Origin of the sequence: Agreia sp. VKM Ac-1783 (genome assembly GCF_900177765.1) — a bacterium.
Lineage (GTDB): Bacteria > Actinomycetota > Actinomycetes > Actinomycetales > Microbacteriaceae > Agreia.
Genome location: NZ_FXWI01000001.1, coordinates 721694 through 742744, shown reverse-complemented (window position 1 = coordinate 742744; position 21051 = coordinate 721694). Strand labels below are relative to the sequence as shown.

Below are 21051 nucleotides of genomic sequence, written 5' to 3'. Positions count from 1 at the left end.
GTCGTGAAGAGCCTCTCTCAGGGTGCAGGAACCGGAACCGGCGCCTCGGGTCCCACGTAGCGGGCAGATGGGCGGATGATCTTCGAGTCGGCAGACTGCTCCAGCACGTTCGCGGTCCAGCCGAGCACTCGCGCGGCCGCGAAGGTCGAGGTGAAGAGTTCCCGAGGCAGCTCACACAGCTCCATCACTATCGCGGCGAACCATTCGAGATTCGTGTGCAGCTGTCTGCCCGGCTTCAGCTGTTCGAGCAGCACCGGGATGCGCTCCTCGACACGGATGGCCAGTTCTACCCGGGCACCGCCGAAGCGGCATGCCACCTCTTTCAGCATCGCGGAGCGCGGATCCTCGGTTCGGTAGACAGGATGCCCGAATCCCATGATTCGTTCGTTCGCCGCGATCCTTTCGGCCACCCACGCATCGACGTTCTCCACCGTTCCGATGGCGTCGAGCGCGTCGAGAGCACGGCTCGGCGCACCACCGTGCAGCGGTCCGGACAATGCGCCGAGGGCTCCGACGAGGCAGGCAGCGGCATCTGCCCCCGTGGATGCGATGACGCGGGCCGTGAACGTCGATGCGTTGAATCCGTGATCGATGGCGGCGACGAGATAGGAGGAGAGTGCGGACACCTGCAGAGGCGATGCCTCGCTGCCGCGGATCATGTAGAGGTAATTGGCCACATACCCCAGCTCCGGCCTCGGGTCGAGCGGCAGCTCTCCCGCAGCCATCCGGCTGATCGCGGCGATGATGACCGGCGTCTTCGCCGCCAGCGCGATGAGGTCACGACGGCGGTCCGCCGGAGAGAGATCGAAGAGTGGCCGCACGCCGCGGTCGAGACCCTCGGCGGTCAGCGCCATTCGCAGTGTCGCAAGCGGATCGGTGAGAGACCCTCGACCGGCGACACGAATCACGTCGTGCAGATGGGACGAGATCTGCGCCGCGTCATGCACTTCCTGCGCGAATTGCAGGCTCTCGTCGCGAGTGGGCAACTGTCCGTCGAGCAGCAGCCGCCACACATCTTCTACCGACCGTGTCGTGGCGAGCTCCGTCGCCGAATACTGCCGGTAGTGATAGAAGCCCTCCGTGCCGCGCACATCGCTGAGAGTCGTCTCGGCGACGACGACGTTTGTCAGTCCCCGGGGCACATCGATGAGGGAGCTGTCCATTCGAGAGGCCGATTGCATGGCTGTTCCCTTCGTCTCGTGTCGTTGATACGTTCACATCACCAGCAACATTGATTTTCGACAAGTCAATGTTGATCCGATCAACCCGTCACGAAAGCGAACCATGGAGACCCTTCCCGGGCTGACGGCAGCGCAGGCTTCCGCACGGTTAGGGGTCAAGAGAGCGACTGTCTACGCCTACGTCTCTCGCGGCTTGCTCTCGAGCGTGCGCAGCGAGACGGGCGGATCGGTCTTCGATGCACTCGAGGTCGAGGCGCTCGCAGCCGCGAGATCGCGTCGACCATCGAGCGACCGAGCCGATAGCTCGACCATGGCAGGCCGGCCGCTGATGGTGCTCGACTCCGACCTCACCTTGATCGAGAACGACGAGTTGTTCTTTCGAGGGCGCCGAGCAACCGACCTTGCCCGACGCTTTTCCCTGGAGGAGGCGGCGGAGCTCTTCTGGGGCGGCAACCTGACGCAGACCACCAACGACTACGCCGTAGGAGACGAGCTTCACCGACGGCTCGTGCAGACGGCAGAGGTTCTGGGGTCGCACGCACGACTCATCGATCGAATGGCGCTCGCAGTGACGGTCGCCGGATCTGAGGATCCCCTGCGCGACGATCTCGCTCCCCACACCGTGCTCTCTGCCGGCCGGCGGATTCTCGCCGCGATGGTCGACTGTCTGCCCAGCCTCGGCACCGAGCCGCAACGGAATTCGCCCCTCGCGACACGGCTGTGGTCGAAGCTCTCGGCGGAGCCGGCGACACCAGCAGACCTGCGCATCGTGAACGCGGCCCTCGTCTTGTCGCTCGACCACGACCTGGCGGCGTCGACGTTCGCGGCACGGGTCGCAGCCTCGGCGAGGGCGGATCCCTACTCCGCAATCGGTGCTGCCCTGGGCGCGTTCAACAGTGTCCTGCACGGAGGCGCGAGCATCCTCGCCGTCGATCTGCTCTCTGACGTTCTCCTCCATCACTCCCCCGAGGCAGCCCTGCGCCGGCAGATGTCGAGCACGACCGGCATCCCGGGCTTCGGCCACGTGCTCTACTCGCAGCGCGATCCGCGCGCCCAGCACTTGTTCGCGCTGATGGATGCTGAACCGTCGTACAGCGCAGGAGTCGACGCTGCACGTCAGGTGATCAGCGTGGTGCGCGCCCGCACGACCCGGATCGCGAACATCGACCTCGCCCTGGCTGCGCTCGCCGTCTCGCGCGGTCTCCGCCCGGATTCCGGGCAGGCGATCTTCGCCCTCGGACGGACCGTGGGGTGGATTGCGCACATCGTTGCCGAGTACGCCGAACCGCCACTCCGGCTGCGGCCCGAGTCGCGTTACGTGGGCCGAACAGCGGCGCACATGGACAACTGAAACGATCGGCACGAGGCACGGGCACAAACGCCACCGCACGTCAGAGAGCCAGGCGCTGGGCCGTCTCCGCGAGCGCGATCGCGAACTCCGCCTCGCGGCCGACGCCCGCCCCGCCCGACAGATTCACCCCGGCGACTCCCTCGATCTCGAGCAGCTGCAGGCTCAACTCGACTGACGCGCTGATGCCCTCCTCGCGCGGATCCGCAGCCGACAGGATGCGCTCCAGATATCCCTCGGGCAGCACGAGCGACGGGAACGACTGCAGCAGCCGCGCGCTCGAATGATCCGTCACCATCGGCACACACGGGATGAACCCGGCCGTGACTCCGACGTCGTGCGATTCGCGCACGAACCGGCCCACGGCATCCACGCCACCACAGTGATTCACGAAACAGACATCGGCACCCGCGCGGGTCTTCTCGAGCAGCCGGGCGGCGCGCAACTCGACGGGCGGCGTCGTCGGCGACTCCCCCACCGATACCAAGTGGCCCGCGGCACGCGCCAACGCTGCGACCTGAGTCGAGTCGAGATCGAAGACAGGTGCCGCATCGGGGCGCCCGCCGAGCAGCGTGTGGTCGCCGGTCACGCAGTGCACCCCGGCGACTCCGATGTGCGCGAGCCCCGCGAGCTCGCCCTCGATCGCGACGCGATTGCGGTCGCGGCAGTTGATACCCGTCCAGACCTGCAGGCCCGCAGCGCGGATGAGCGACGCCCGGTAGCTCGGCGAGAACTGCACCCGCGCATGACCGACGTCGCCGGCCAGCGCAGCATCGACGGGGCCGGCGAGCAGGGCCGCGCACTCTGCCAACGACTCGGCATCCATAGCCTTGGCCGGAAAGTCGGCCACGACGATCGGCCTGGCCTTCATCAACGCCATCATCTCGACGGCGCCGGATGAGCGCGGCACGACCTCGGGCTCGGCCGAAGCGCCGCCGTGCCATGTCACGAGAGGGTCGTCGAGGAAGACGCAGCGGAAATCTCCGACTTCGCAGCTCCCGTCGAATCCGACTCCGCCGCACGGCCCGTACTCCATGCTTTTCGGGCATCCGGCGTGCGCGGCCGCAGGGCTGAGAAGCGATTCCACGAAGGTCCTTCCGACCGGTCGCACACTGCAGATGTTTCATCAGCGGTGATGCGAATATTTCATGTTAGCTCCGGCGTGTAACACGGGTGTTTCCGAACCTGCCTCGGCGGTGGACACCCCATCACTAGGCTTGATTCGTCGATACGACCGCCGAAGAACCAAGGAGACGACGACGCCATGCCAGACAGCTACGACCTGGTCGTGAAGGCCGAGAGGGTACTGATCGATGGCGAGTTCCGCTCCGCGTCGGTCGCCACGGCTGGCGGCGTGATCGTCGCAATCGCAGACCTGGATGCGTCGTTCGACGCCGCAGAGACCGTCACGCTGCCCGGCGACCAGGTTCTCATTCCGGGCATCGTCGACACCCACGTGCACGTGAACGAACCCGGCCGCACAGACTGGGAGGGCTTCGCCAGCGCAACCCGCGCGGCTGCCGCGGGCGGAGTGACCACCATCATCGACATGCCTCTGAACAGCATCCCGCCGACCACCACGGTCGAGGCGCTGGAGCTCAAGCGCCAGGCGGCTGGCCCGCAGGCCACGGTCGACGTAGGGTTCTGGGGCGGCGCGATCCCGTCGAGTCTCGGATCGCTGAAGCAGGTGCACGACGCCGGAGCGTTCGGCTTCAAAGCGTTCCTGTCGCCCTCCGGCGTCGACGAGTTCCCCCACCTCGAGACCGAGCAGCTCTTCGCCGCCGCCCTCGAGATCTCGGAGTTCGGCGGTCTGCTCATCGTTCACGCCGAAGATCCCGCCGTGCTCGACAAGAGCGATAGCCACGGCGGCACCGGATACCTCGACTTCGTGGCCAGTCGCCCCGACCTCGCCGAGGAAGACGCGATCGCGCATGTGATCGAGGCGGTGCGCGTCACCGGAGTGCGAGCCCACATTCTGCATCTCTCGAGCGCCCGCGCGCTTCCGCAGATCGAGGCGGCCAAGGCCGAGGGGCTTCCGATCACGGTCGAGACCTGCCCGCACTACCTGAGCTTCTCGGCCGAGGGCATTCCCGACGGAGGCACGCAATTCAAGTGCTGCCCTCCGATCCGCGACGCGGGCAACCGCGAGCTGCTCTGGCAGGCGCTCGAGTCGGGGCTCATCGACATCGTCGCCTCCGACCACTCCCCCTCGACCAAGGAGCTCAAGTTCGCCCACGGCGGCGACTTCGAACTCGCCTGGGGCGGCATCTCGGGCCTCCAGCTCAGCTTCAGCGCCGTGTGGACGGGCGCCCGCGCGCGCGGCATCCCGCTCGAGACGGTCGTCGATTGGATGTCTACCAAGACGGCCCGCTTCGCCGGGCTCCCGCAGAAGGGCCGCATCGAGGTGGGCGCCGCCGCCGACCTCGTGGCCTTCGCGCCCGACGCCACGTTCACCGCGAGCGCCGACACACTGCTGCACAAGAACAAGGTCTCGGCCTTCGACGGATCCGAGCTGACCGGCCTGGTCGCCGTCACGTGGCTGGCCGGCGTGCCGGTCTACACGAGCGGCGCGGTCGCCGAGGCGTCCGCATCCACACCCACCGGCCGGCTGCTCGCGCGCGTCTGACGCGACAACCGACCTCTACTCACCCTTTTCGACCGCAGGAGCACACCATGGCCATCGTTCTCGGACCCAATCAGTACGGCAAGGCAGAGAACCGCGTGGTGCGCATCACGCGCGACTCCGCACGCCATGAGATCCGCGACCTGAACGTGTCGACGGCCCTGCGCGGAGATTTCTCTGCGGCCCACCTCGTGGGCGACCAGTCACAGGTGCTGCCCACCGACACGCAGAAGCAGACCGCGTACTCCTATGCCAAAGAGAAGGGTGTCTCCTCGATCGAGGCATACGGCCTCGAGCTGGCTCGGCACTTCGTCGACGATGTCGTTCCGGTCGAGGGCGCGCGCGTCGAGATCGAGGAGTATGCCTGGGAGCACGCCGTCGTCGACGGCGAGGAGCACGAGCACACCTTCGTGCGCCTGGGGCAGGAGGTGCGCACCGCCTCCATCACGGTCGAGGGAAAGGGAGCCGAGCAGAAGACCTGGGTCATCGGCGGCCTCAAAGACCTGGTCATCCTCAAGTCGACGGGCAGCGAGTTCCACGGCTTCCTCAAAGACGAGTACACCTTGCTCGAGCCCACCACCGATCGTGTGATGGCCACCGCCCTCGTCGCGCAGTGGCGCTTCGCCGGGACCGGAGTCGCGTGGGAGGACATCGACTGGAACGACGTCTACGCCGGAGTGAAGCGCATCCTCATCAAGAAGTTCGCGACCATCCAGTCGCTGGCCCTGCAGCAGACGCTCTATGAGATGGGCAAGGCTGTGCTCGAGGAGTATGCGTTCATCGCCGAGATCAAGTTCTCGGCGCCCAACAAACATCACTTCCTCTACAACCTCGAGACCTTCGGGGTCGAGAACAACAACGAGGTCTTCCACGCCGACGACCGCCCCTACGGGCTCATCCAGGCCACCGTCATGCGCGACGACGCACCGGATGCCGGCCCCGCGTGGACGCCCGCGGCGAACCTCGCGTAGACACCCCGTGAGCACCACCTACCTCGGCCACATCTTTCACGTCGCAGGCTCCCCCACCGTTGCCGATGCGCGCGAGCACCTCGCGTCGCTTCCCGACGGCGCGCTGGTCGTATCCGACGCCGGCACGATCGAATGGATCGGCGCGGCCCGAGACCTGCCGCCGACGTTCGATGGCGCATCCGTCGTCGACAACCGGGGCGGATACATCGTGCCGGGCTTCGTCGACGCGCACCTGCACTTTCCGCAGACGTACTCCACCGACTCCTACGGCGGCGGCCAGCTACTGGAGTGGCTCGACAACTGCATCTTTCCGGCCGAATCGCGGCTCGCCGACCCCGACTTCGCCGAGCGCATCGCGCGCGACTTCACCCGTCGCCGCGTCGCCGTCGGAACGACAGCCGCCATGGTCTTCGGCTCCGCGTTTCCGCACGCTCAGGATGCCCTCTTCCGCACCACGCGGGATGCCGGGCTGCGCGTCGTGTCGGGCCGCGGCATCCAGACCGTGGGACCGGAGTCGGCGAGTGCCTTGATCACCGGCGAGGCCGAGGCGCTCGCTCTGGTGCGTGACGAGATCGAGCGGTGGCACGCCGTCGACACCGGCGACGCAGCGACAGCGCGCATCCAGGTCGCGATCGTGCCCCGGTTCAGCCTGTCGGTGACGCGGGAGACCCTGCGCGCGCTCGGCGAGCTGTACGACGAGGTGCGTTCCTCTGGCGTGTACTTCCACAGCCACCTCAGCGAGAACGACAGCGTCGTGGGCGGAGAGATCGCCGCGGTGAAGGCGGTCTATGAGACGACGAGCTACCTCGACACGTACGACGGGCGGTTTCTGCGAGGGTCCGAGGTGGGCGGTTCGTCACTGCTCGGTCGGCGCAGCATCTTCGCGCACGCGGTGCACTGCACGTCCGCCGAGCTGTCTCGGCTCGCGGAGACCGGATCGTCGATCGCACACTGCCCGACGTCGCAGCAGTTTCTCGGATCGGGCACGATGCCGTGGAAGCGCACGACGGACTCTGGCGTAACAGTCGCGCTCGGAAGCGACGTGGGCGCGGGTGATGAGTGGCTCATCTCGCGGGTGCTGAACGACGCGTTCAAGGTGCACATCAGCGAGCCCGACGACGCGAGCGTGTCGCTCCATTCGGCAGAGCTGCTGTTCACCGGCACCCTCGCCGGGGCTCGGGCGCTCGACATGGAGGAGCGCTTCGGCAACCTCGACGTGGGCAAGGACGCGGACTTCTTGCTGATCGACCCCGAGCGCTGGGAGCCGCTGTCGATGCTGCTCGAGGGGCGCGTGCGCTCAGAGGATGAGCGGGCAGACACCGAGCGCGAACTGTTCGCGCTGCTCATGGGACTGCGCGAGCCGGCGATCGCGGGCGTCTACGTGCAGGGCAAGCGAGTGGTGGCGCCCGAGTAGTTCGCCCGCTGTCAGCGCAGCCTCTCGCCGAGCGCGCCTTTACCGGGCGAGAGCGCCGTCAGGGAGCGCGCGTTCACCCGATAACGGCGCGCTCGGCCCAGACGTCAGCTGCCCCGGTACGTCGAATAGGCGAACGGGCTCAGCAGAAGGGGCACGTGATAGTGCGCCTCGCCATCTGCCAGTTCGAACACCACCTGCACCTCGGGGTAGAACGCCGACTGCCCGATCGAGGCGAAGTACGCCTGTGTATCGAAGGTGACCCTGTAGCGGCCGACCGGTACGCTCTCGGGGCCGAACTGCGAGACGCGGCCATCGGCATCCGTCACCGCTTCGGCGAGCACTCGCCACACGTCACCGTCGAGCTGCGACAGGATGACCGGCACTCCGGCCGCGGGCGTTCCCGTCGCCGCGTCGAGAACGTGGCTGGTGATGTGGCTGCGGCCGCTCATTCGGCAGGCTCGATGCCACGCTCGGTGAACGTCTTCTCGAGGCGGAGAAGGGCGATCTCCCTCAGCTGCTGCTCGACGATGGCGAACTCCTCGTCGTCGTCGAGGCGGATGCGTCGGTTCAGCTCGGCGAGGATCTCGGCTCGGCTACGCCCCGCGGCGCGGATGAGGAAGACCCGGTCGAATCTCTTCTCGTAGATCGCGTTGCCCTCGGCGATGGCCGCCGCTGTCTCGGCGTCGTCGTCGCCCAGCGACTCCTGCTCCGAGCGAGAGAAGGTCTGCGCTGCACCCTCGCCGACGGGCTTGTCGCCGATGCGCGGGTGATCGGCGAGCGCCTGCTCGACTTCATCGCGGGTCAGCGGATTCGCGGCGGCACGACCGGCCTCGAGCAGGTCGTCGACTGACGCGAAGGGCGCCTGATTGGCGACCTCGTCGATCCAGCGCGGAACCGCGAGGCAGGCGCGCAGGTCGACGCGCAGGTGGTCGGCAGAGTGATCGTTCATGACCGGCCTTTCGGGCACTGTTCGCCCCCGCCGTGGTGCGCGGGCGACACCCCGATTCTATTCGGAGGCACCGTCAGCCGGGCCTACGATGAGGCCATGTCTACAGCCCACGCATCGGTTGCCGGGGTCGTCCTCGCGGCGGGTGCCGGTAGCCGATTCGGCACACCGAAGGCTCTCGTCGAATCGGCCGACGACACGTCGTGGCTCGCCAATGCCGTGCGCGCCTTGCTCGGCGGTGGCTGCTCGCCCGTGCTCGTCGTTCTCGGTGCACGCGCCGACGAAGCCGAAGCCCTGCTCCGGCGCTCCTTCCCAGACGCAGACACCGTGCAGGTCGTGCGTGCCGACGGTTGGCGCTCGGGTATGGCGGCATCACTCCGCAGTGGGTTGGCCGCCGCCGAGGCCCTCGCGCACGAGGCCGACGCCGTCGCTATCGTGACGGTCGACGTGCCGTCGCTCGGCTCGGCCGAGGTACGGCGTCTGATCGCGCCCGAGCCGGATGCCGTGGGTCGCGACACCCTGCGCCAAGCCACATTCTCGGGTCGCCCTGGGCATCCGGTGGTCATCGGCCGCGCACACTGGAACGCGCTGTCCGAGAGCGTGACCGGCGACATCGGTGCCCGCCCGTACCTCGTGCAGCACAGGGCTCGGCTGATCGACTGCTCAGACTTCGGCGACGGCAGGGACGTCGACTCGCGCGACGACACTCACGAGCGGTAGGACGTGGAGAACAGCCTGCCGTCGAAAGTGCCGTGACTGCGGTTCTTGGCCGCTCGCTGGTTCAGGATCTCCGCCTCGGTGATGCCCTCGTGTTGGGCCAGCGCGAGAGCCACCTCGGCGAGATCTGCCAGCTCCTCGAGCAGCGCGGCTCGACCGGCGGCATCGTGCGCCTCGCGCGCTTCCTCGAGGAGCTTCGCGCGCAGTGCGGCCGCATACTCGTCCGCCGCCAACTCCCGCACCGCGATGTGATGGCCCCCCTCGCGCACGATGTCAGGAACACGGTCACGAATGAGTTTTCCCATCCCGTCATTCTGCAACCGTGAGGGTCAGTTCGCTGTCTGAGACTCGTACCGGGCGCGCCATAATCGAGTGAACCCCTGCTCGACTCCACGGAGGACCGCCATGCCCGCACGCCCCTACCTGCTCGACTGCGACACCGGGGTCGATGATGCACTCGCGCTGTTCCACCTGCTGAGCGATGACGAGGTGAACCTCGTGGGCGTCTCGACCGTGTCGGGCAATACCTCGGCCGCGCAGGCAGCCGACAACACACTGCGGTTGCTCGCCGCTGCCGGACGCACCGACGTGCCCGTCGCCATCGGCGCGCATCACTTCCGCATGGCGGAGTACGACGGCGGAGTGCCGCACATCCACGGCGACAACGGCATCGGCGGCGTCGAGTTGCCCGCGTCGCACGTCGACCCGCTCGCCGAATCCGGTGCCGAGTTCATCGTGCGCATGGCGCATAAGTATCCGGGCGAGCTGCGGCTGATCGCCATCGGCCCGTTGACCAATCTGGCACTCGCGCTCGAACTCGAGCCGCGGCTCCCCGAGCTCATCGGGGATCTCACGATCATGGGTGGCGCCGCGCTAGTGCCCGGAAACGCCTCCCCCGTCGCCGAGGCGAACATCATCAACGACCCGCACGCCGCCGAGCTCGTATTCGACGCGCCCTGGACCATCACAATGGTCGGACTCGACGCCACCATGGAGCAGCTCATCGAGGCTGGCGATCTCGAGCGGCTGCGCTCGGCGCCCAGCACAGTCGCGCCGATGCTCGCCGAGATGCTCGGCATCTACTTCGACTTCTACGTCTCGGTCTTCGGGCGTCCCTGCTCCGCGCTCCACGATCCACTGGCCGTGGCGATCAGCACGGGCGAGGTCGTTCCGACCCTCGCCCCGCTCGTGCGGGTGACGGTGGATGCGACAGACGGGCCAGGGCGCGGACAGACGATCTGCGACATGCGCGGCCTCTACAACGGCTACCCGCCGCAGAGTGGAGCGCACGTGCGCGTCGTGCTCGCGGTCGACCGCCCGTACGCTCCCCTGCTGATGGACCGGCTGCTGAGCTTCGCCTGACAACGGGAATCGACGGCCGGGTCTGCACGTTGGAGCCAGCATGACTATTCCAGGAATCACGACCATCGGCCTCATCGGAGCCGGACACATCGGCAGCCAGCTCGCGCGACTCAGCGTCGCCAGCGGTTACGACGTGGTCATCAGCAACTCCCGCGGGCCGGAGACGCTGAGCGATCTCGTCGACGAACTCGGACCGAAGGCTCGCGCCGCCACGGCCGAAGAGGCTGCTACCGCCGGAGACCTCGTCATCGTGACGATCCCGCTGAAGGCATACGAGTCCGTTCCCGTCGAGCCCCTGGCCGGCAAGATCGTCATCGATACGAACAACTACTACCCGGAGCGCGACGGCAACATCGCCGAACTCGACTCCACGTCGACCACCTCGGCTGCACTGTTGCAGAAGCACTTGCCCACCTCGAAGGTCGTCAAGGCGTTCAACCACATCGAGGCAGCGAAGCTCACCTCGGAGGCACAGGCACGCGGAACCGAGAATCGCCGCGCGCTCGTGATCTCGGGTGACAACGGCGACGCAAAGACCATCGTGACCAGCCTCATCGACGGCTTCGGCTTCGATGTCGTCGACGACGGGTCCCTCGCAAACAGCTGGCGCGTCGAGCCCGGCACCCCCGCCTACGGACCGCGTGGAACCGTTGCGGAGATCACCGACATGCTGGCCGCCGCGACCCGCTGATCACAGCCTCTGGCCTCCGAACGGGAGGAGATTCGAGCATCCGCCGCTCTATGCGGCTCGGATGCGCGAATCTCCTCCCGTTTCGCTGTCCCGCTGGCACAAGAGCATCGACGAGCCAGCAGGAGTACTCGGGTGGGACGCGGCGACCGCCGCGTTCACGGCGGCGTGCGCAGCAGAAGGAGCCGAGGTCGCAGTCTCAGCGTGGACCGGAGGGTAGTCCGTCTCGCGCTATTCGGCGTGCGCTGTGCGGTGACCCGATGACTGACGTCGGCGGGCAAGGATGTCCTTCGCGATGAGGGTCAAGGCGTAGCCGAGCAGCAACACGCCTCCGCCGCGAACGATCCACTCGCGATCCGTTCCCGTCGCCAGCGTGTTCGCGTAGCCCAGATAGGGAACGGAATACCACAGCCTGCCCTGCACCTGCGCGCTGATGACCGGCTCGGCATCGGCCGCACTGTTGTTGTCACCTTTCAGCACGAAGGTGCGGGTGCCATCGGGGCCGAGGGTGATGCCGGTGACCCGGTGGCTGATCACCCCGGGCACGCCGGAGTGGATCTGGTAGGTGATGACGTCACCGATCTTGATGTCCTCGGTCGCAACCGGCCTCACGACCAGCAGAGTGCCCGGCGGAAGACCCGGCTTCATCGAGCTGGTCAGCACGGTCAGAGGCATGGCGCCCGCGATCTTGGGGACCGCGATGACCACCACGCCGAGGGCGAGAATGACCGCGAGAAGTGACCAGCTCAGTACTCTTCCGAGAAAGCGCCAGACGCTGTCGTCAGTGTGTGCGTGTGCCGCCATGATCAACCCACGTTCCGAAGGGCGAACTGCTGATTGGCGGAGCCGTCGCAGCTCGCGACACGAAGCTGTGTGCCGCCCGCCTGCACGTTTCCGGCAATGTCGAGGCACGCCATGTTCTTGTTCCGTAACGTGAAGGTTCCCGTGCCGGAGCCGATGGGAAGAAGTTGCCACTTCTGACCGCTGATGTCGTTGGCGCCTCGCAGAACCATGTTGTCGTCGCTGGGGTCTTCCCAGAACAACGACGTGGAACTCTTCGGGGCCACGTTGACGTAGCTGCCGTCACCCGAGGGCACGAACTTCAAGGCCTGGCTAGCCTGAGTTCCGCACGCGCTGCTCAGGAGCGCCGACTTGTCAACGGTGCCACCGTCGGCGCCGCCAACGCAGAGCTGAGTGCTCGCGTTGCGCACGGAATACCAGCTGCTGTTATTCCACCAGGCGGTGGCGTGCCCCACTGTGGCGGACGGAGGAGATACATCGACCGGGTTCGCCGCATGGATGGCGCGCACGAAGTAGTAGTAGTACCTCAAGGCGTCGAGACCCGAATCGGTGAACGTCAGCTGAGAGGCCGGCACTGTCGCGACCAGTGCGCCGTCACGATAGATCTGATAGCCCGTGACAGCGGCGGTGTCCGCCGGCGCAGTCCACGACAGCGAGATGCGGCTATCTGTTTCACTGACCTTCGTCGGGTCGCCGGGTGTCACGCTGTTACCGACGGACTGGGCTGCCGTTACCGTGCTCGTGCTGGCCCACTTGCCCTGTGACGCCGTGGCCGTGGCCGTGGCCACCATCGTCGCTCCGGCCAGCGCGAAACGCTGCGCCTGAGTGACAGAGCTTCGAACGCAGTAGACAACAGTTGCCTTCGGCGCGAGAGTTCCAGACAGCGGGGCGACTGTCGCCCATGTCGCACCCGTGGCTCCTGAGGCTGTGCTTGCCGCTGTGCAGGCGCTCGCAGAAGAGACCGGCCACGCCCGCACCGATGCCGAGCTGCTCAACGCCGTCGCCGTCTGCGCACTGAGGATGAGGGCGTAGGGGGCAGGAATCGTGCCGGTGTTCGTCAACGTCACGGGGCCAGTCGCGGAGAGTGCGTTCGACGAGTACGAGGTGGCCAGCGACGAAAAGCCCGATTGTGTGATCGCCAGGGTCCCCGACGATACCGCCGTCGTCACCGATCGCTCCGGGGCATCCCACGACGCCTGGGCGGGACCGCCGCCGGAGAGCGTGAGGAGCACGGCGGCGATCATCGCGGCGACGATCTTCATCGGCGCACGTGCGACGCGGCGCCGTTCGTGCGCGGACAGTCGCGCTGACAGTGATGGTGTCATGGCGTCAGGCTTGCGTTCCGCTGATGCGCAACCGGATGCCCGAGGCCGATTGACCCTGGCTGGCCGCGGGTGCGTTGATGGGCAAGGTGACCGAGACGCACAATACCTGCGAGGTAGACGTCGGCAGCGTCGAACCGATTGATCCTGCGGCCGCGGATGCGGCTGACCCCGACCATACGGGCGAGGCGTTGGCCGCAGTGCACGACGCCAACGACGGCACCGTCCGGACTCCGACGACGAGTGCGTCAGAGAGGGCATTCGCGGCGGCGCCAGACGGCATGGTCAGGCCGGCGACACCAAGACGCAGGGGAACATTTCCCGTGTTCGTCACCGTTACAGGGCCGACGAGTGTGAGTCCCGGATACAGAGACGTCGTATCGAGAGAGAGCGTCGAGAGGCTCAGGCCGGCCGACCCGGCAGAGATGACAAGGCTGCGGTCGGAGGTGGAGGCGGTGGCTCGCAGGGTCGCCTGAGTGCCCGCGGTTCCAGCGACGCAGAGGAGAAGAACGAGTGCACTCGCAATCGTGATGGGAAGACTCGGACGCAATGCGGCTGTTCGCGACACTGTGGCGCGACCATGACGTGCAGAACCCCGCCGGGGAGTACCTCCGCGCATGGTTGTCGCCTTTCTGTGGTGGGAGTGGAAATCGCACGAAAGAGTGTCGGCGCGGCGGTCGCCGCGCCGACACGTCTTCCGGACTAGATCTGGGTGAGCGTGACGGCGAGCGCCTCGAGGTTCACGGATCCGAGCTGGGTGTTGTTCTCGAAGCCCGGTGTCGTGCTCTTCGGGAACGTGATGGTCACCGAGACGGTGACATCCTGCGCAACGCCGGCCGCACCCGCGGTGATCGTGTACGGCGCCGATCCTGAGGAGATGCCGGTACCGGTGGCCGTGAGAACGGCATTCGACGTGAGATAGGTCGCGAGTGCCACATCGGCCGGAGCCTTCGACGAGACCGGCTTGATCGAGGCCGGGTCGACCGTCAGGTTGGCACGGAGATCGTCGCCCTTGGCCGTGATGCTCATGACCTTCGTGTAGGTGATGACATCGCCCGGAACCGCGACGAATCCGGTCAGGTCGGCACGAGGGCTGCCACCGTTGATGCTCCACGTCGCCGCGGTCGAGCCTGCATTGACCGCGAGGTCACCCGCCACGATGGTTCCACCGCTCGCACTGGCACTGGAGTTCCACAGCGCAAAGGTGCTGGCCCCGCCCAGAAGGAGCGTGATTCCGGCTGCGCCTGCGATGGTGCCTTTGAGGATCTTGTTCATGGGAGTAACCTTTCGCGTCACCCTTGTGGGGTCGACAGTATGAGTCCGTGGAACACCTATCTCCGCGCTGTTGTACAGGCGGGCTCGACGCAATCGATCCTCGGTGTGAGGAGTCAGAGTGCCGTCGAAGGTGGCGCTTGAGATGCCGAGGATGCCGGCAAATGCAGGAGGACGATGGCCTGCATGTAAATCACGGCCTTATATTAACCGAGGAAAACTTACTTATTCAAGTGTCGCATTAAATTCGGTGATTGACCGGAATTGCCAGGTGGCGGTCAGTAAGGAGAAGTAGGCGCTTCGAGCTCGTCGAGGGCGTCATAAACGCTCGTGATCGTAGCGATTCTCGTCCGACCCTCGCGCACATTCACGCCGAGCACGCCGCTCGCCAACAGATTCATCAGGCTCATGGCGGCCGCGTAGCTGTCGAACGCCGAGACGCTGTCGACCGGGCATTCCAGCCAGTAGGCAGAGCCGTCAGCATGCCGCCGTGCAGACGAGTCAGAGATGAGGACCACGGGCACCCCCCGCTCACGCAGCGTGCGCACGATCAGCGCGAAACCCGCCGGCCGACGTCGAAAGCCCACGAGCACGACGACGTCGCGCGAGCCCAGGGCCGCGATGTCCTCCCCCAGCGACTGCCCGGGAACGGGCGCGAGCCGCACCCGGTCGCGGGCCTGCGCCAGCTGCTGTCGCAGATGCAGCGCCAACGGATAGCTGTTGCGCAGGCCGATCAGCACGACCTCGCCGGCACCCGCGATGAGCCGAGCGGCGGCATCCAGTCGCCCATCGTCGAGCCCGGCGAGCATCTTCTGCAGATTCTCACTCTCTTGGCGCGCGTGCGCGGCGAGCGCCGAGGGAGTGCCGGCCGCAGCCCCGACTCCGCCGAGGGGAGAGCCCTGACTGCGCAGGCTGCGGGCGTGCTCACGCACCTCGGCCGAGTCGGAGAATCCGAGACGGCGAAACAGCCGCGACACCGTGGCCTTCGATACCCCGCTCAGCTTTGCGAGCTCGGTGGCGTTGTATACGGCGAGGTCGCCCAGATGATCGAGAATGAAGTCGGCCGCGCGCTGCTCCTGGGGAGATAGGGCGCCGTATTGGCTGTCGATCCGCTGCCCGATGGTGGGCGGCGCGGTGATCACCTGCTACTCCTCGTATCCGTCGGCGAGCCGCAGAACGGTGGCCTCGAACGCGTCGAGCGCCTTCGCCACGTCGGCTTCGGTGACATGTTCCTCGGGGTTGTGGCTCACGCCGCCCTTGCAGCGCACGAAGATCATGCCGATGTCGGCGATCTCGGCTATGGCCATCGCATCGTGCCCCGCGCGCGAGAACAGAGACATCGGTCGGGTGTCACCCGTAGACCGGATGCCGTCGGCGATCGCGTCGCGCAGCCGTCGCGCGCAGACGGCCGCCTTGGCCGAGTGCGTCTGGATGCTCGTGAGTCGCAGCCGTCGTCGCTGGCAGATCTCGAGAATGGCTTCTTCGATCTGCAGCCACACCTTGTCACGCTCGGTGTCGTATTCGCCTCGCAGGTCGAGGCTGAACTCGACCTTGCCGGGAATCACGTTGACCGCGTCGGGAAACACCTCGAGGTGGCCGACCGTGGCGATGAGCTGCGCAGATCGGGCGATGCGCTCGATCGTCGTGATCGCTTCGGCCGCGCCGGCGAGGGCATCGCGTCGGCGTTCGTACGGAGTTCCCGAGTGGCCTGCCTGCCCGGTGATCGTGAGCAGAAAGCGGCACGCGCCGGCGATCGACGACACGACGCCGAGCGCCTTGTTCTCGTCTTCGAGGTACGGGCCCTGTTCGATGTGGGTTTCGAGGTACCCCACGAAGTCGCCGCGCGACCGCGCGGCCTCGCCCACGGCATCCGGATCGAGGCCGAAGTGCACATACGCGTCGCGCAACGAGACGCCGTCTTCGTCTTCGAGCTGCCACCACTCCTCGAGCCAGGTGCCCGCGAGCGCGCGGCTGCCGAGAAGAGCGCGGCCGAAGCGGGTGCCCTCCTCGTCGCCGAACGCGACGACCTCGAGAGCGAAGGGCAGTTGGCGTCCGGACGACCGGATGCGATCGACGACCGCGATGGCGGAGAGCACTCCGAGGATTCCGTCGTACCGTCCCGCCGAGGGGACCGTGTCGAGGTGCGAGCCGAGCAGCAGCGCCGGCAGACCGGGAGTCGCGCCTTCGAGCCTGCCGCACTGGTTGCCGGCGGCATCCTGCCACGTGGTCATGCCCGCCTCGGTCATCCACCGGCCGGCGAGGGCGTTGACGGCCGCGTGCTGGGGCGAGAGGTAGACGCGCTCGATGAGCCCGTCGTCCATCGACGAGTAGGTGGCGAGTTCGTCGCAGCGCTCGAGAATGGCGTGTGCCGTGGTCGAGGCCGGCTGCGTCACGCTCGGGCTCCGGCCCGGTCGGCATCGGCGTAGATCTCGTATGCCGCGCCGACGCCTCCGCCGGGCGTCACGGATGCGCCGGCCCGGCGTAACACGGCCTCGAGAGCGGCGAGCGTCGTGAGCACGGTATCGCGGCGGGCGTTGTAGCCCATCGTTCCGATGCGCCACACTTTGCCGTGCAGCGGGCCGAACGACGTGCCGATCTCGATTCCGAAATCGTTCAAGAGTTCTCCGCGAACGGCATCGCCGTTTACTCCCTCGGGGATCATGACGGCGACGACATTGTTCATCTTGTGCGCGAGATCACCGAACACCGCGAGCCCCAGCCCCTGAACGCCGGCGAGCATGGCGGAGCCGTGAAGCCGGTGCCGCTCGACAGCGTTCTCGATGCCCTCGTCGATGAGCAGGCGCGCGCACTCGCGTGCGCCATAGAGCATCGTGGTGGCTTCGGTGTGGTGGTTGAGCCGCTTGGGGCCCCAGTAGTCGAAGATCATCGCGAGGTCGAAGTAGTTCGAGCGAATCGGATGCGCGGCCACCGCGTCGCCGGCCTCGCGAATGCCCGCTTCGATGCTCTTGCGCGCGACGATGCGTTCCACCGCGGCCGCCGAGAACGTGGAGGGAGCGGAGCCCGACGGGCCGGCCAGGCATTTCTGGAGGCCGGCTGTCACGACGTCAATGCCCCAGGCATCCGTCTCGATGGTGTTGCCGCCGAGCGATGCGGTGACGTCGGTGTAGAAGAGCACGCCGTGCTGCGCGCAGATGGCGCCGAGCTCGTCGAGCGGCTGGGCCACGGTGGTGGACGTGTCGCCATGCACCACGGCGAGCAGCACGGGCTGCACCTCGACGATGGCCGCCTCGATCGCCTCCGGCGTGAACACCTGACCCCAGGGAACCTCGATGACGTGCACCTCGGCGCCGCAGCGTTCGGCGATCTCGCGCAGGAGGTGACCAAAGCGGCCGAAGATAGGAACAAGCACGCGGTCGCCCGGCTCGATCAACGAGACGAGGGCCGCCTCGATGCCTGCTCGCGATGTGCCGTCGATGAGCAGCGTCTGCTCATTCGAGGTCTTGAAGACGCCGCGATAGAGCTCCATCGTCTCGTTCATGTACTCGGTCATCGCGGGGTCGTACTGGCCCACGAGCTGCGCAGACATGGCTCGCAGCACCCGAGGATCGGCATTGATCGGGCCCGGCCCCATGAGGAGTCGCTGCGGCGGGTTGATGGGCTGGGGCAGAGACGAGAGTGAGATGAGCTGACCGCTTTCGCTGAGAATGAATCACCTGTTTCAGGATTCGATTCTACGGAACGCGTGTTTCACGCGGGTTACAGCTCAGGGAGCGAGGGCTCAGGGGAGGAACGTGGCCGCGATGTCGACGAGTGCGAGGTCGGTGCCGCGGGGGCCGACGAGACAGAGGCCGGCCGGAGCCCCGTTCACCTGAAGCAGCGGCACAGACAGCGCGGGGTATCCGCCGATGCCCGCGAAGCAGGTGAGCGCGAGCGTGGCCGCCCTGGCAGCGTCGATCTCGGCGGGGTCGGCGGTCAACGACGGCGCGGTCGACGCCGTCGACGGCAGCAACAGGATGCGCCCGGCCAGGGCCTCGTCGAGCTGAGTTCGAGCGGCCGCGAGCACCGCGCGCGCCGAGGACTCCTGATTTTCGGTAATGGCCGACGCCACCTCGAATCTCGAGGCGACGTCGCTCGCGAGCACTCCCGGATGCGCGGTGATCCACTCGCCGTGCTGGCGCCATGCCTCGGCACCCTGAACGGTGCGGAACGCCTCGAAGAAGCCGGACGTGTCGCCGAGGTCGACCACGGCCACCTCGGCGATCAGGCCGACGGTCTCGAGCCGTCCCACGGCATCCACCAGCGCGCCCTGCATCGCGGGGTCGGCGGCGAAGAGCAGCTCTGTCGAGATCACGAACTGCGGCTCGACAGGCTGCTGCGACTCTGCAGCGAGCGTGCTGGCGGCTGCGGCGCGCAGCACCGAGCCCGACCGCGTGAGCCATCCGATCGTGTCGAACGACGCAGCCAGCGGCAGCAGCCCGCCCGAGTCGACGGCACCGTGGGTGGTGCGCAGTCCCCAGAGCCCTTGATACGACGCCGGCACTCGGATCGACCCGGCGGTGTCTGTGGCGAGCCCGATGCTCGCGTGTCCCATGGCCACCGCGGATGCGGGCCCGCTCGAAGAGCCGCCGGGGATCGCGCCGGGAACCGCTGGGTTCGGCGGAGTGCCGTAGTGCACGTTCTTGCCCGCGATCGAGTAGGCGAACTCGTCGGTCTGGGCGATGCCTCGAACGGATGCGCCGGCCGCGAGTAAGGCGGCGAGGGCGGGCGCGTGGGCCTCGGCAGCATCCGCCTCCGCGAGATATTCGGGAATGCCTGCACCGACAGCGAAGCCGCGCACGTCGAAGAGATCTTTCACCGCAACGGTCTCGCCCTCGAGCGCGCCGCCCCTCGAGGCCGTCGAGGTCACAAGCGGGTTGCCGAGCACGCGCCAGACCGCCGTGTTCATGGCCGCGGGGGCACCGGCGACCTGGGCCGACTCGATGACCCAGCCGTCGGCATCCGGATGCGTCACCCACAGCTGGGTGATGAGACCGCGCCCGCCCGAGCTGGGCCGGTTCTCGCTGACGATGAGGGCATGAGTGTCAGAGAGCACACGCACGTGCAGCGACGTGACGGTGCGGGCGGGCACGCCGCCTCGGGCACCGCGGAACGAGCTGATGCGATCGTGGCCGACCAGGAGGCCGCCCGCGTCGCCGCGCAATGTCGCATCGCCCGGGGCGAAGGCCGCATCGAGCGCATCGAGGTCGTTGTCGAGGAGGGCGTTCTCATACGCCCAGAAGGCGTCGAGGAGCCCCTCTGGCAGGTCGCCCGTGACCGACGTAGGAGAGATTCGCTCAGGCATGGGGTCCTTCGAAGTCCGAGACGCGAACGCGGGCGTGCACGCCGGTGACCAGGTCGACGACCTGGGAGATATTGAAGTCGGTGGCCGCGCTGAGGTAGGCGTAGGCGAGGTCTTCATCCATGCCGTATCGGGCATGCAGCAGCGAGATCGCAGCACGCACGCACTTTCGCGCCGCCTCATCGAGGTCTTCGTCCATTCCTGTCGGAACGAGGAACTCCTGGGTCTCGGCAAGAGGTCCGACGAGGGCGCCGAATGCCGCGAGAGCATCGCTCTGCGGAACGACCTCGAAGCGCACGGTCACCCTCAGCGACGCCTCCATAGCGGTCAGCGCCACCTCACCGTCACCCTGCGCGAAGTGCGGGTCTCCGACGTAGGCCAGCGCGCCGTCGACCTGAACGGGGAGGTAGAGCGAGCTGCCTTCGGTGAGCAGGTTGATGTCGATATTCCCCCCGTGCGGGCCGGGCGGAACCGAGTGCGGACGCGTCGATCCGGCAACGGCCACGCCCATGATTCCGAGGAACGGGCGCAGCGGGAATCGCACCGAGTGCTCTCCCCCGGCGACGAGTGGAAGGGTGCCGACCTGGCTGCCGTCGGGGTCGTCGTCGACCGCGGCGAAGATGCTCACGGCACCCGCTACAAGCGGAAACTCGCCGGGAAGCGCTCCCCTGCCGTGCCTGTTCGAGATCACGCCGTAGGGAACGCGCGGGGTCGCCTCGAGCACCGTCATCTTCAGCAGATCGCCCGGCTTCGCGCCCCGGATGCGAATGGGCCCGGTCACGACGTGCGGGCCGTCGACCCTGGGGTCGCGCTGGTAGCCGGATGCCGCGAGCGCTACCGCGTCGTCGAGCACGTTCTCGCGACTCACGCCGTGGCCCGCGAAGTACGCGGCCGGATCGCGGCCCTGGTCTTCGAGCACGCCCTCGTGACTGAGCGTGTCGATCGTGGCTTCGTCGCCGGAGTCGATGGTGAGGACAGCTGCGTCGGCGGCGCAGGGAAGTCGCCCCCAGAGCACGTTCTCGACAGTCGCAGGCAGGTAGTGAGCGGACTGGATGAATCCCTGTCCGGGCTGGAGCGGTGCGGTGAACGGCATCCGAATGCGCGCCT

Annotated in this window: 21 protein-coding genes; 7 read left to right on the top strand and 14 right to left on the bottom strand. The window is 67.2% G+C overall.

The window, feature by feature from the left end:
* Positions 1-17: 17 nt before the first annotated feature.
* Positions 18-1181 (bottom strand): citrate/2-methylcitrate synthase, encoded by a 1164-nt coding sequence (locus CCK87_RS03500; RefSeq protein ID WP_170927125.1) that lies wholly within the window; start codon positions 1179-1181, stop codon positions 18-20.
* A 103-nt stretch (positions 1182-1284) separates the two neighbouring features.
* Here CCK87_RS03500 and CCK87_RS03495 point away from each other — a divergent pair, with 103 nt between their 5' ends.
* A complete protein-coding gene (locus CCK87_RS03495; protein ID WP_086460075.1) occupies positions 1285-2532 on the top strand; it encodes a citrate synthase in 1248 nt (415 codons plus the stop codon).
* A gap of 40 nt (positions 2533-2572) precedes the next feature.
* On the opposite strand, the gene CCK87_RS03490 is transcribed toward CCK87_RS03495, so the two are convergent.
* Entirely contained in the window at positions 2573-3616 is a 1044-nt protein-coding gene (locus tag CCK87_RS03490; protein WP_140162759.1) for a methylenetetrahydrofolate reductase C-terminal domain-containing protein, read from the bottom strand.
* Between the two features lie 177 nt (positions 3617-3793).
* Here CCK87_RS03490 and allB point away from each other — a divergent pair, with 177 nt between their 5' ends.
* The 3 genes from allB to CCK87_RS03475 are packed head-to-tail and all read left to right on the top strand — an operon-like array spanning position 3794 to position 7537.
* Positions 3794-5155 (top strand): allantoinase AllB, encoded by a 1362-nt coding sequence (gene allB / locus CCK87_RS03485; protein WP_086460073.1) that lies wholly within the window; start codon positions 3794-3796, stop codon positions 5153-5155.
* 47 nt (positions 5156-5202) lie between these two features.
* Positions 5203-6123: a factor-independent urate hydroxylase gene (pucL, locus tag CCK87_RS03480; RefSeq protein ID WP_086460072.1), complete on the top strand. Its 921-nt coding sequence runs from the start codon at positions 5203-5205 to the stop codon at positions 6121-6123.
* A gap of 7 nt (positions 6124-6130) precedes the next feature.
* The gene (locus CCK87_RS03475; protein WP_249273684.1) at positions 6131-7537 is read left to right on the top strand and encodes an amidohydrolase family protein; all 1407 of its coding nucleotides are present in this window, start codon (positions 6131-6133) and stop codon (positions 7535-7537) included.
* A gap of 104 nt (positions 7538-7641) precedes the next feature.
* Here the strand turns inward: CCK87_RS03475 and uraH are convergent, their stop codons facing one another.
* Positions 7642-7986 carry a hydroxyisourate hydrolase gene (uraH, locus tag CCK87_RS03470; RefSeq protein ID WP_086460070.1) on the bottom strand — a complete coding sequence of 115 codons (345 nt, stop codon included), beginning with the start codon at positions 7984-7986 and terminating at the stop codon, positions 7642-7644.
* Positions 7983-8486 carry a 2-oxo-4-hydroxy-4-carboxy-5-ureidoimidazoline decarboxylase gene (gene uraD, locus CCK87_RS03465; RefSeq protein WP_086460069.1) on the bottom strand — a complete coding sequence of 168 codons (504 nt, stop codon included), beginning with the start codon at positions 8484-8486 and terminating at the stop codon, positions 7983-7985. Before uraD ends, uraH begins: the two co-directional genes overlap by 4 nt.
* Positions 8487-8582: 96 nt before the next feature.
* Between uraD and CCK87_RS03460 the strand changes: the two genes are divergently transcribed.
* The gene (locus CCK87_RS03460) at positions 8583-9203 is read left to right on the top strand and encodes a nucleotidyltransferase family protein (RefSeq protein WP_086460068.1); all 621 of its coding nucleotides are present in this window, start codon (positions 8583-8585) and stop codon (positions 9201-9203) included.
* Here CCK87_RS03460 and CCK87_RS03455 read toward each other — a convergent pair.
* Positions 9191-9505, bottom strand: coding sequence for a nucleoside triphosphate pyrophosphohydrolase (locus CCK87_RS03455; protein ID WP_212638183.1), 315 nt, complete (start codon positions 9503-9505; stop codon positions 9191-9193). The two genes, CCK87_RS03460 and CCK87_RS03455, sit on opposite strands and share 13 nt — an antisense overlap.
* Positions 9506-9605: 100 nt before the next feature.
* On the opposite strand from CCK87_RS03455, the gene CCK87_RS03450 reads away from it, so the two are divergent.
* Positions 9606-10562: a nucleoside hydrolase gene (locus tag CCK87_RS03450; protein WP_086460067.1), complete on the top strand. Its 957-nt coding sequence runs from the start codon at positions 9606-9608 to the stop codon at positions 10560-10562.
* Between the two features lie 55 nt (positions 10563-10617).
* Positions 10618-11253 carry an NADPH-dependent F420 reductase gene (locus CCK87_RS03445; RefSeq protein ID WP_086460359.1) on the top strand — a complete coding sequence of 212 codons (636 nt, stop codon included), beginning with the start codon at positions 10618-10620 and terminating at the stop codon, positions 11251-11253.
* Positions 11254-11481: 228 nt separating this feature from the next.
* Here CCK87_RS03445 and CCK87_RS03440 read toward each other — a convergent pair whose 3' ends face one another.
* The 9 genes from CCK87_RS03440 to CCK87_RS03405 form a co-directional block, all read right to left on the bottom strand.
* The gene (locus CCK87_RS03440; RefSeq protein ID WP_086460066.1) at positions 11482-12054 is read right to left on the bottom strand and encodes a signal peptidase I; all 573 of its coding nucleotides are present in this window, start codon (positions 12052-12054) and stop codon (positions 11482-11484) included.
* Between the two features lie 2 nt (positions 12055-12056).
* Complete coding sequence (locus CCK87_RS03435; RefSeq protein WP_170927124.1) at positions 12057-13376, bottom strand: RICIN domain-containing protein; 1320 nt, start codon at positions 13374-13376, stop codon at positions 12057-12059.
* A 4-nt stretch (positions 13377-13380) separates the two neighbouring features.
* Positions 13381-13941 (bottom strand): hypothetical protein, encoded by a 561-nt coding sequence (locus CCK87_RS18195; RefSeq protein ID WP_170927123.1) that lies wholly within the window; start codon positions 13939-13941, stop codon positions 13381-13383.
* A gap of 134 nt (positions 13942-14075) precedes the next feature.
* Positions 14076-14648: an alternate-type signal peptide domain-containing protein gene (locus CCK87_RS03430; RefSeq protein ID WP_086460064.1), complete on the bottom strand. Its 573-nt coding sequence runs from the start codon at positions 14646-14648 to the stop codon at positions 14076-14078.
* Between the two features lie 275 nt (positions 14649-14923).
* Positions 14924-15787: a MurR/RpiR family transcriptional regulator gene (locus CCK87_RS03425; RefSeq protein ID WP_249273683.1), complete on the bottom strand. Its 864-nt coding sequence runs from the start codon at positions 15785-15787 to the stop codon at positions 14924-14926.
* A 3-nt stretch (positions 15788-15790) separates the two neighbouring features.
* Positions 15791-17038, bottom strand: coding sequence for an allantoate amidohydrolase (locus tag CCK87_RS03420; RefSeq protein WP_086460063.1), 1248 nt, complete (start codon positions 17036-17038; stop codon positions 15791-15793).
* On the bottom strand, positions 17035-18237 hold the full coding sequence (locus CCK87_RS03415; protein WP_086460062.1) for an alanine--glyoxylate aminotransferase family protein: 1203 nt from the start codon (positions 18235-18237) through the stop codon (positions 17035-17037). The genes CCK87_RS03420 and CCK87_RS03415 overlap by 4 nt, the downstream gene beginning before the upstream one ends.
* Before the next feature lie 147 nt (positions 18238-18384).
* Positions 18385-19947, bottom strand: coding sequence for an AtzH-like domain-containing protein (locus tag CCK87_RS03410; protein ID WP_086460061.1), 1563 nt, complete (start codon positions 19945-19947; stop codon positions 18385-18387).
* Positions 19940-21037, bottom strand: coding sequence for an acetamidase/formamidase family protein (locus tag CCK87_RS03405; RefSeq protein ID WP_086460060.1), 1098 nt, complete (start codon positions 21035-21037; stop codon positions 19940-19942). The genes CCK87_RS03410 and CCK87_RS03405 overlap by 8 nt, the downstream gene beginning before the upstream one ends.
* Between the last annotated feature and the right edge of the window lie 14 nt (positions 21038-21051).

Bases quoted from the DNA above. Each gene is read 5' to 3' on its own strand.
- CCK87_RS03500 (WP_170927125.1), bottom strand. From the start codon at position 1,181: ATGCAATCGGCCTCTCGAATGGACAGCTCCCTCATCGATGTGCCCCGG.
- CCK87_RS03495 (WP_086460075.1), top strand. From the start codon at position 1,285: ATGGAGACCCTTCCCGGGCTGACGGCAGCGCAGGCTTCCGCACGGTTA.
- allB (WP_086460073.1), top strand. From the start codon at position 3,794: ATGCCAGACAGCTACGACCTGGTCGTGAAGGCCGAGAGGGTACTGATC.
- pucL (WP_086460072.1), top strand. From the start codon at position 5,203: ATGGCCATCGTTCTCGGACCCAATCAGTACGGCAAGGCAGAGAACCGC.
- uraH (WP_086460070.1), bottom strand. From the start codon at position 7,986: ATGAGCGGCCGCAGCCACATCACCAGCCACGTTCTCGACGCGGCGACG.
- uraD (WP_086460069.1), bottom strand. From the start codon at position 8,486: ATGAACGATCACTCTGCCGACCACCTGCGCGTCGACCTGCGCGCCTGC.
- CCK87_RS03460 (WP_086460068.1), top strand. From the start codon at position 8,583: ATGTCTACAGCCCACGCATCGGTTGCCGGGGTCGTCCTCGCGGCGGGT.
- CCK87_RS03455 (WP_212638183.1), bottom strand. From the start codon at position 9,505: ATGGGAAAACTCATTCGTGACCGTGTTCCTGACATCGTGCGCGAGGGG.
- CCK87_RS03450 (WP_086460067.1), top strand. From the start codon at position 9,606: ATGCCCGCACGCCCCTACCTGCTCGACTGCGACACCGGGGTCGATGAT.
- CCK87_RS03440 (WP_086460066.1), bottom strand. From the start codon at position 12,054: ATGGCGGCACACGCACACACTGACGACAGCGTCTGGCGCTTTCTCGGA.
- CCK87_RS03435 (WP_170927124.1), bottom strand. From the start codon at position 13,376: ATGACACCATCACTGTCAGCGCGACTGTCCGCGCACGAACGGCGCCGC.
- CCK87_RS03430 (WP_086460064.1), bottom strand. From the start codon at position 14,648: ATGAACAAGATCCTCAAAGGCACCATCGCAGGCGCAGCCGGAATCACG.
- CCK87_RS03415 (WP_086460062.1), bottom strand. From the start codon at position 18,237: ATGGGGCCGGGCCCGATCAATGCCGATCCTCGGGTGCTGCGAGCCATG.
- CCK87_RS03410 (WP_086460061.1), bottom strand. From the start codon at position 19,947: ATGCCTGAGCGAATCTCTCCTACGTCGGTCACGGGCGACCTGCCAGAG.
- CCK87_RS03405 (WP_086460060.1), bottom strand. From the start codon at position 21,037: ATGCCGTTCACCGCACCGCTCCAGCCCGGACAGGGATTCATCCAGTCC.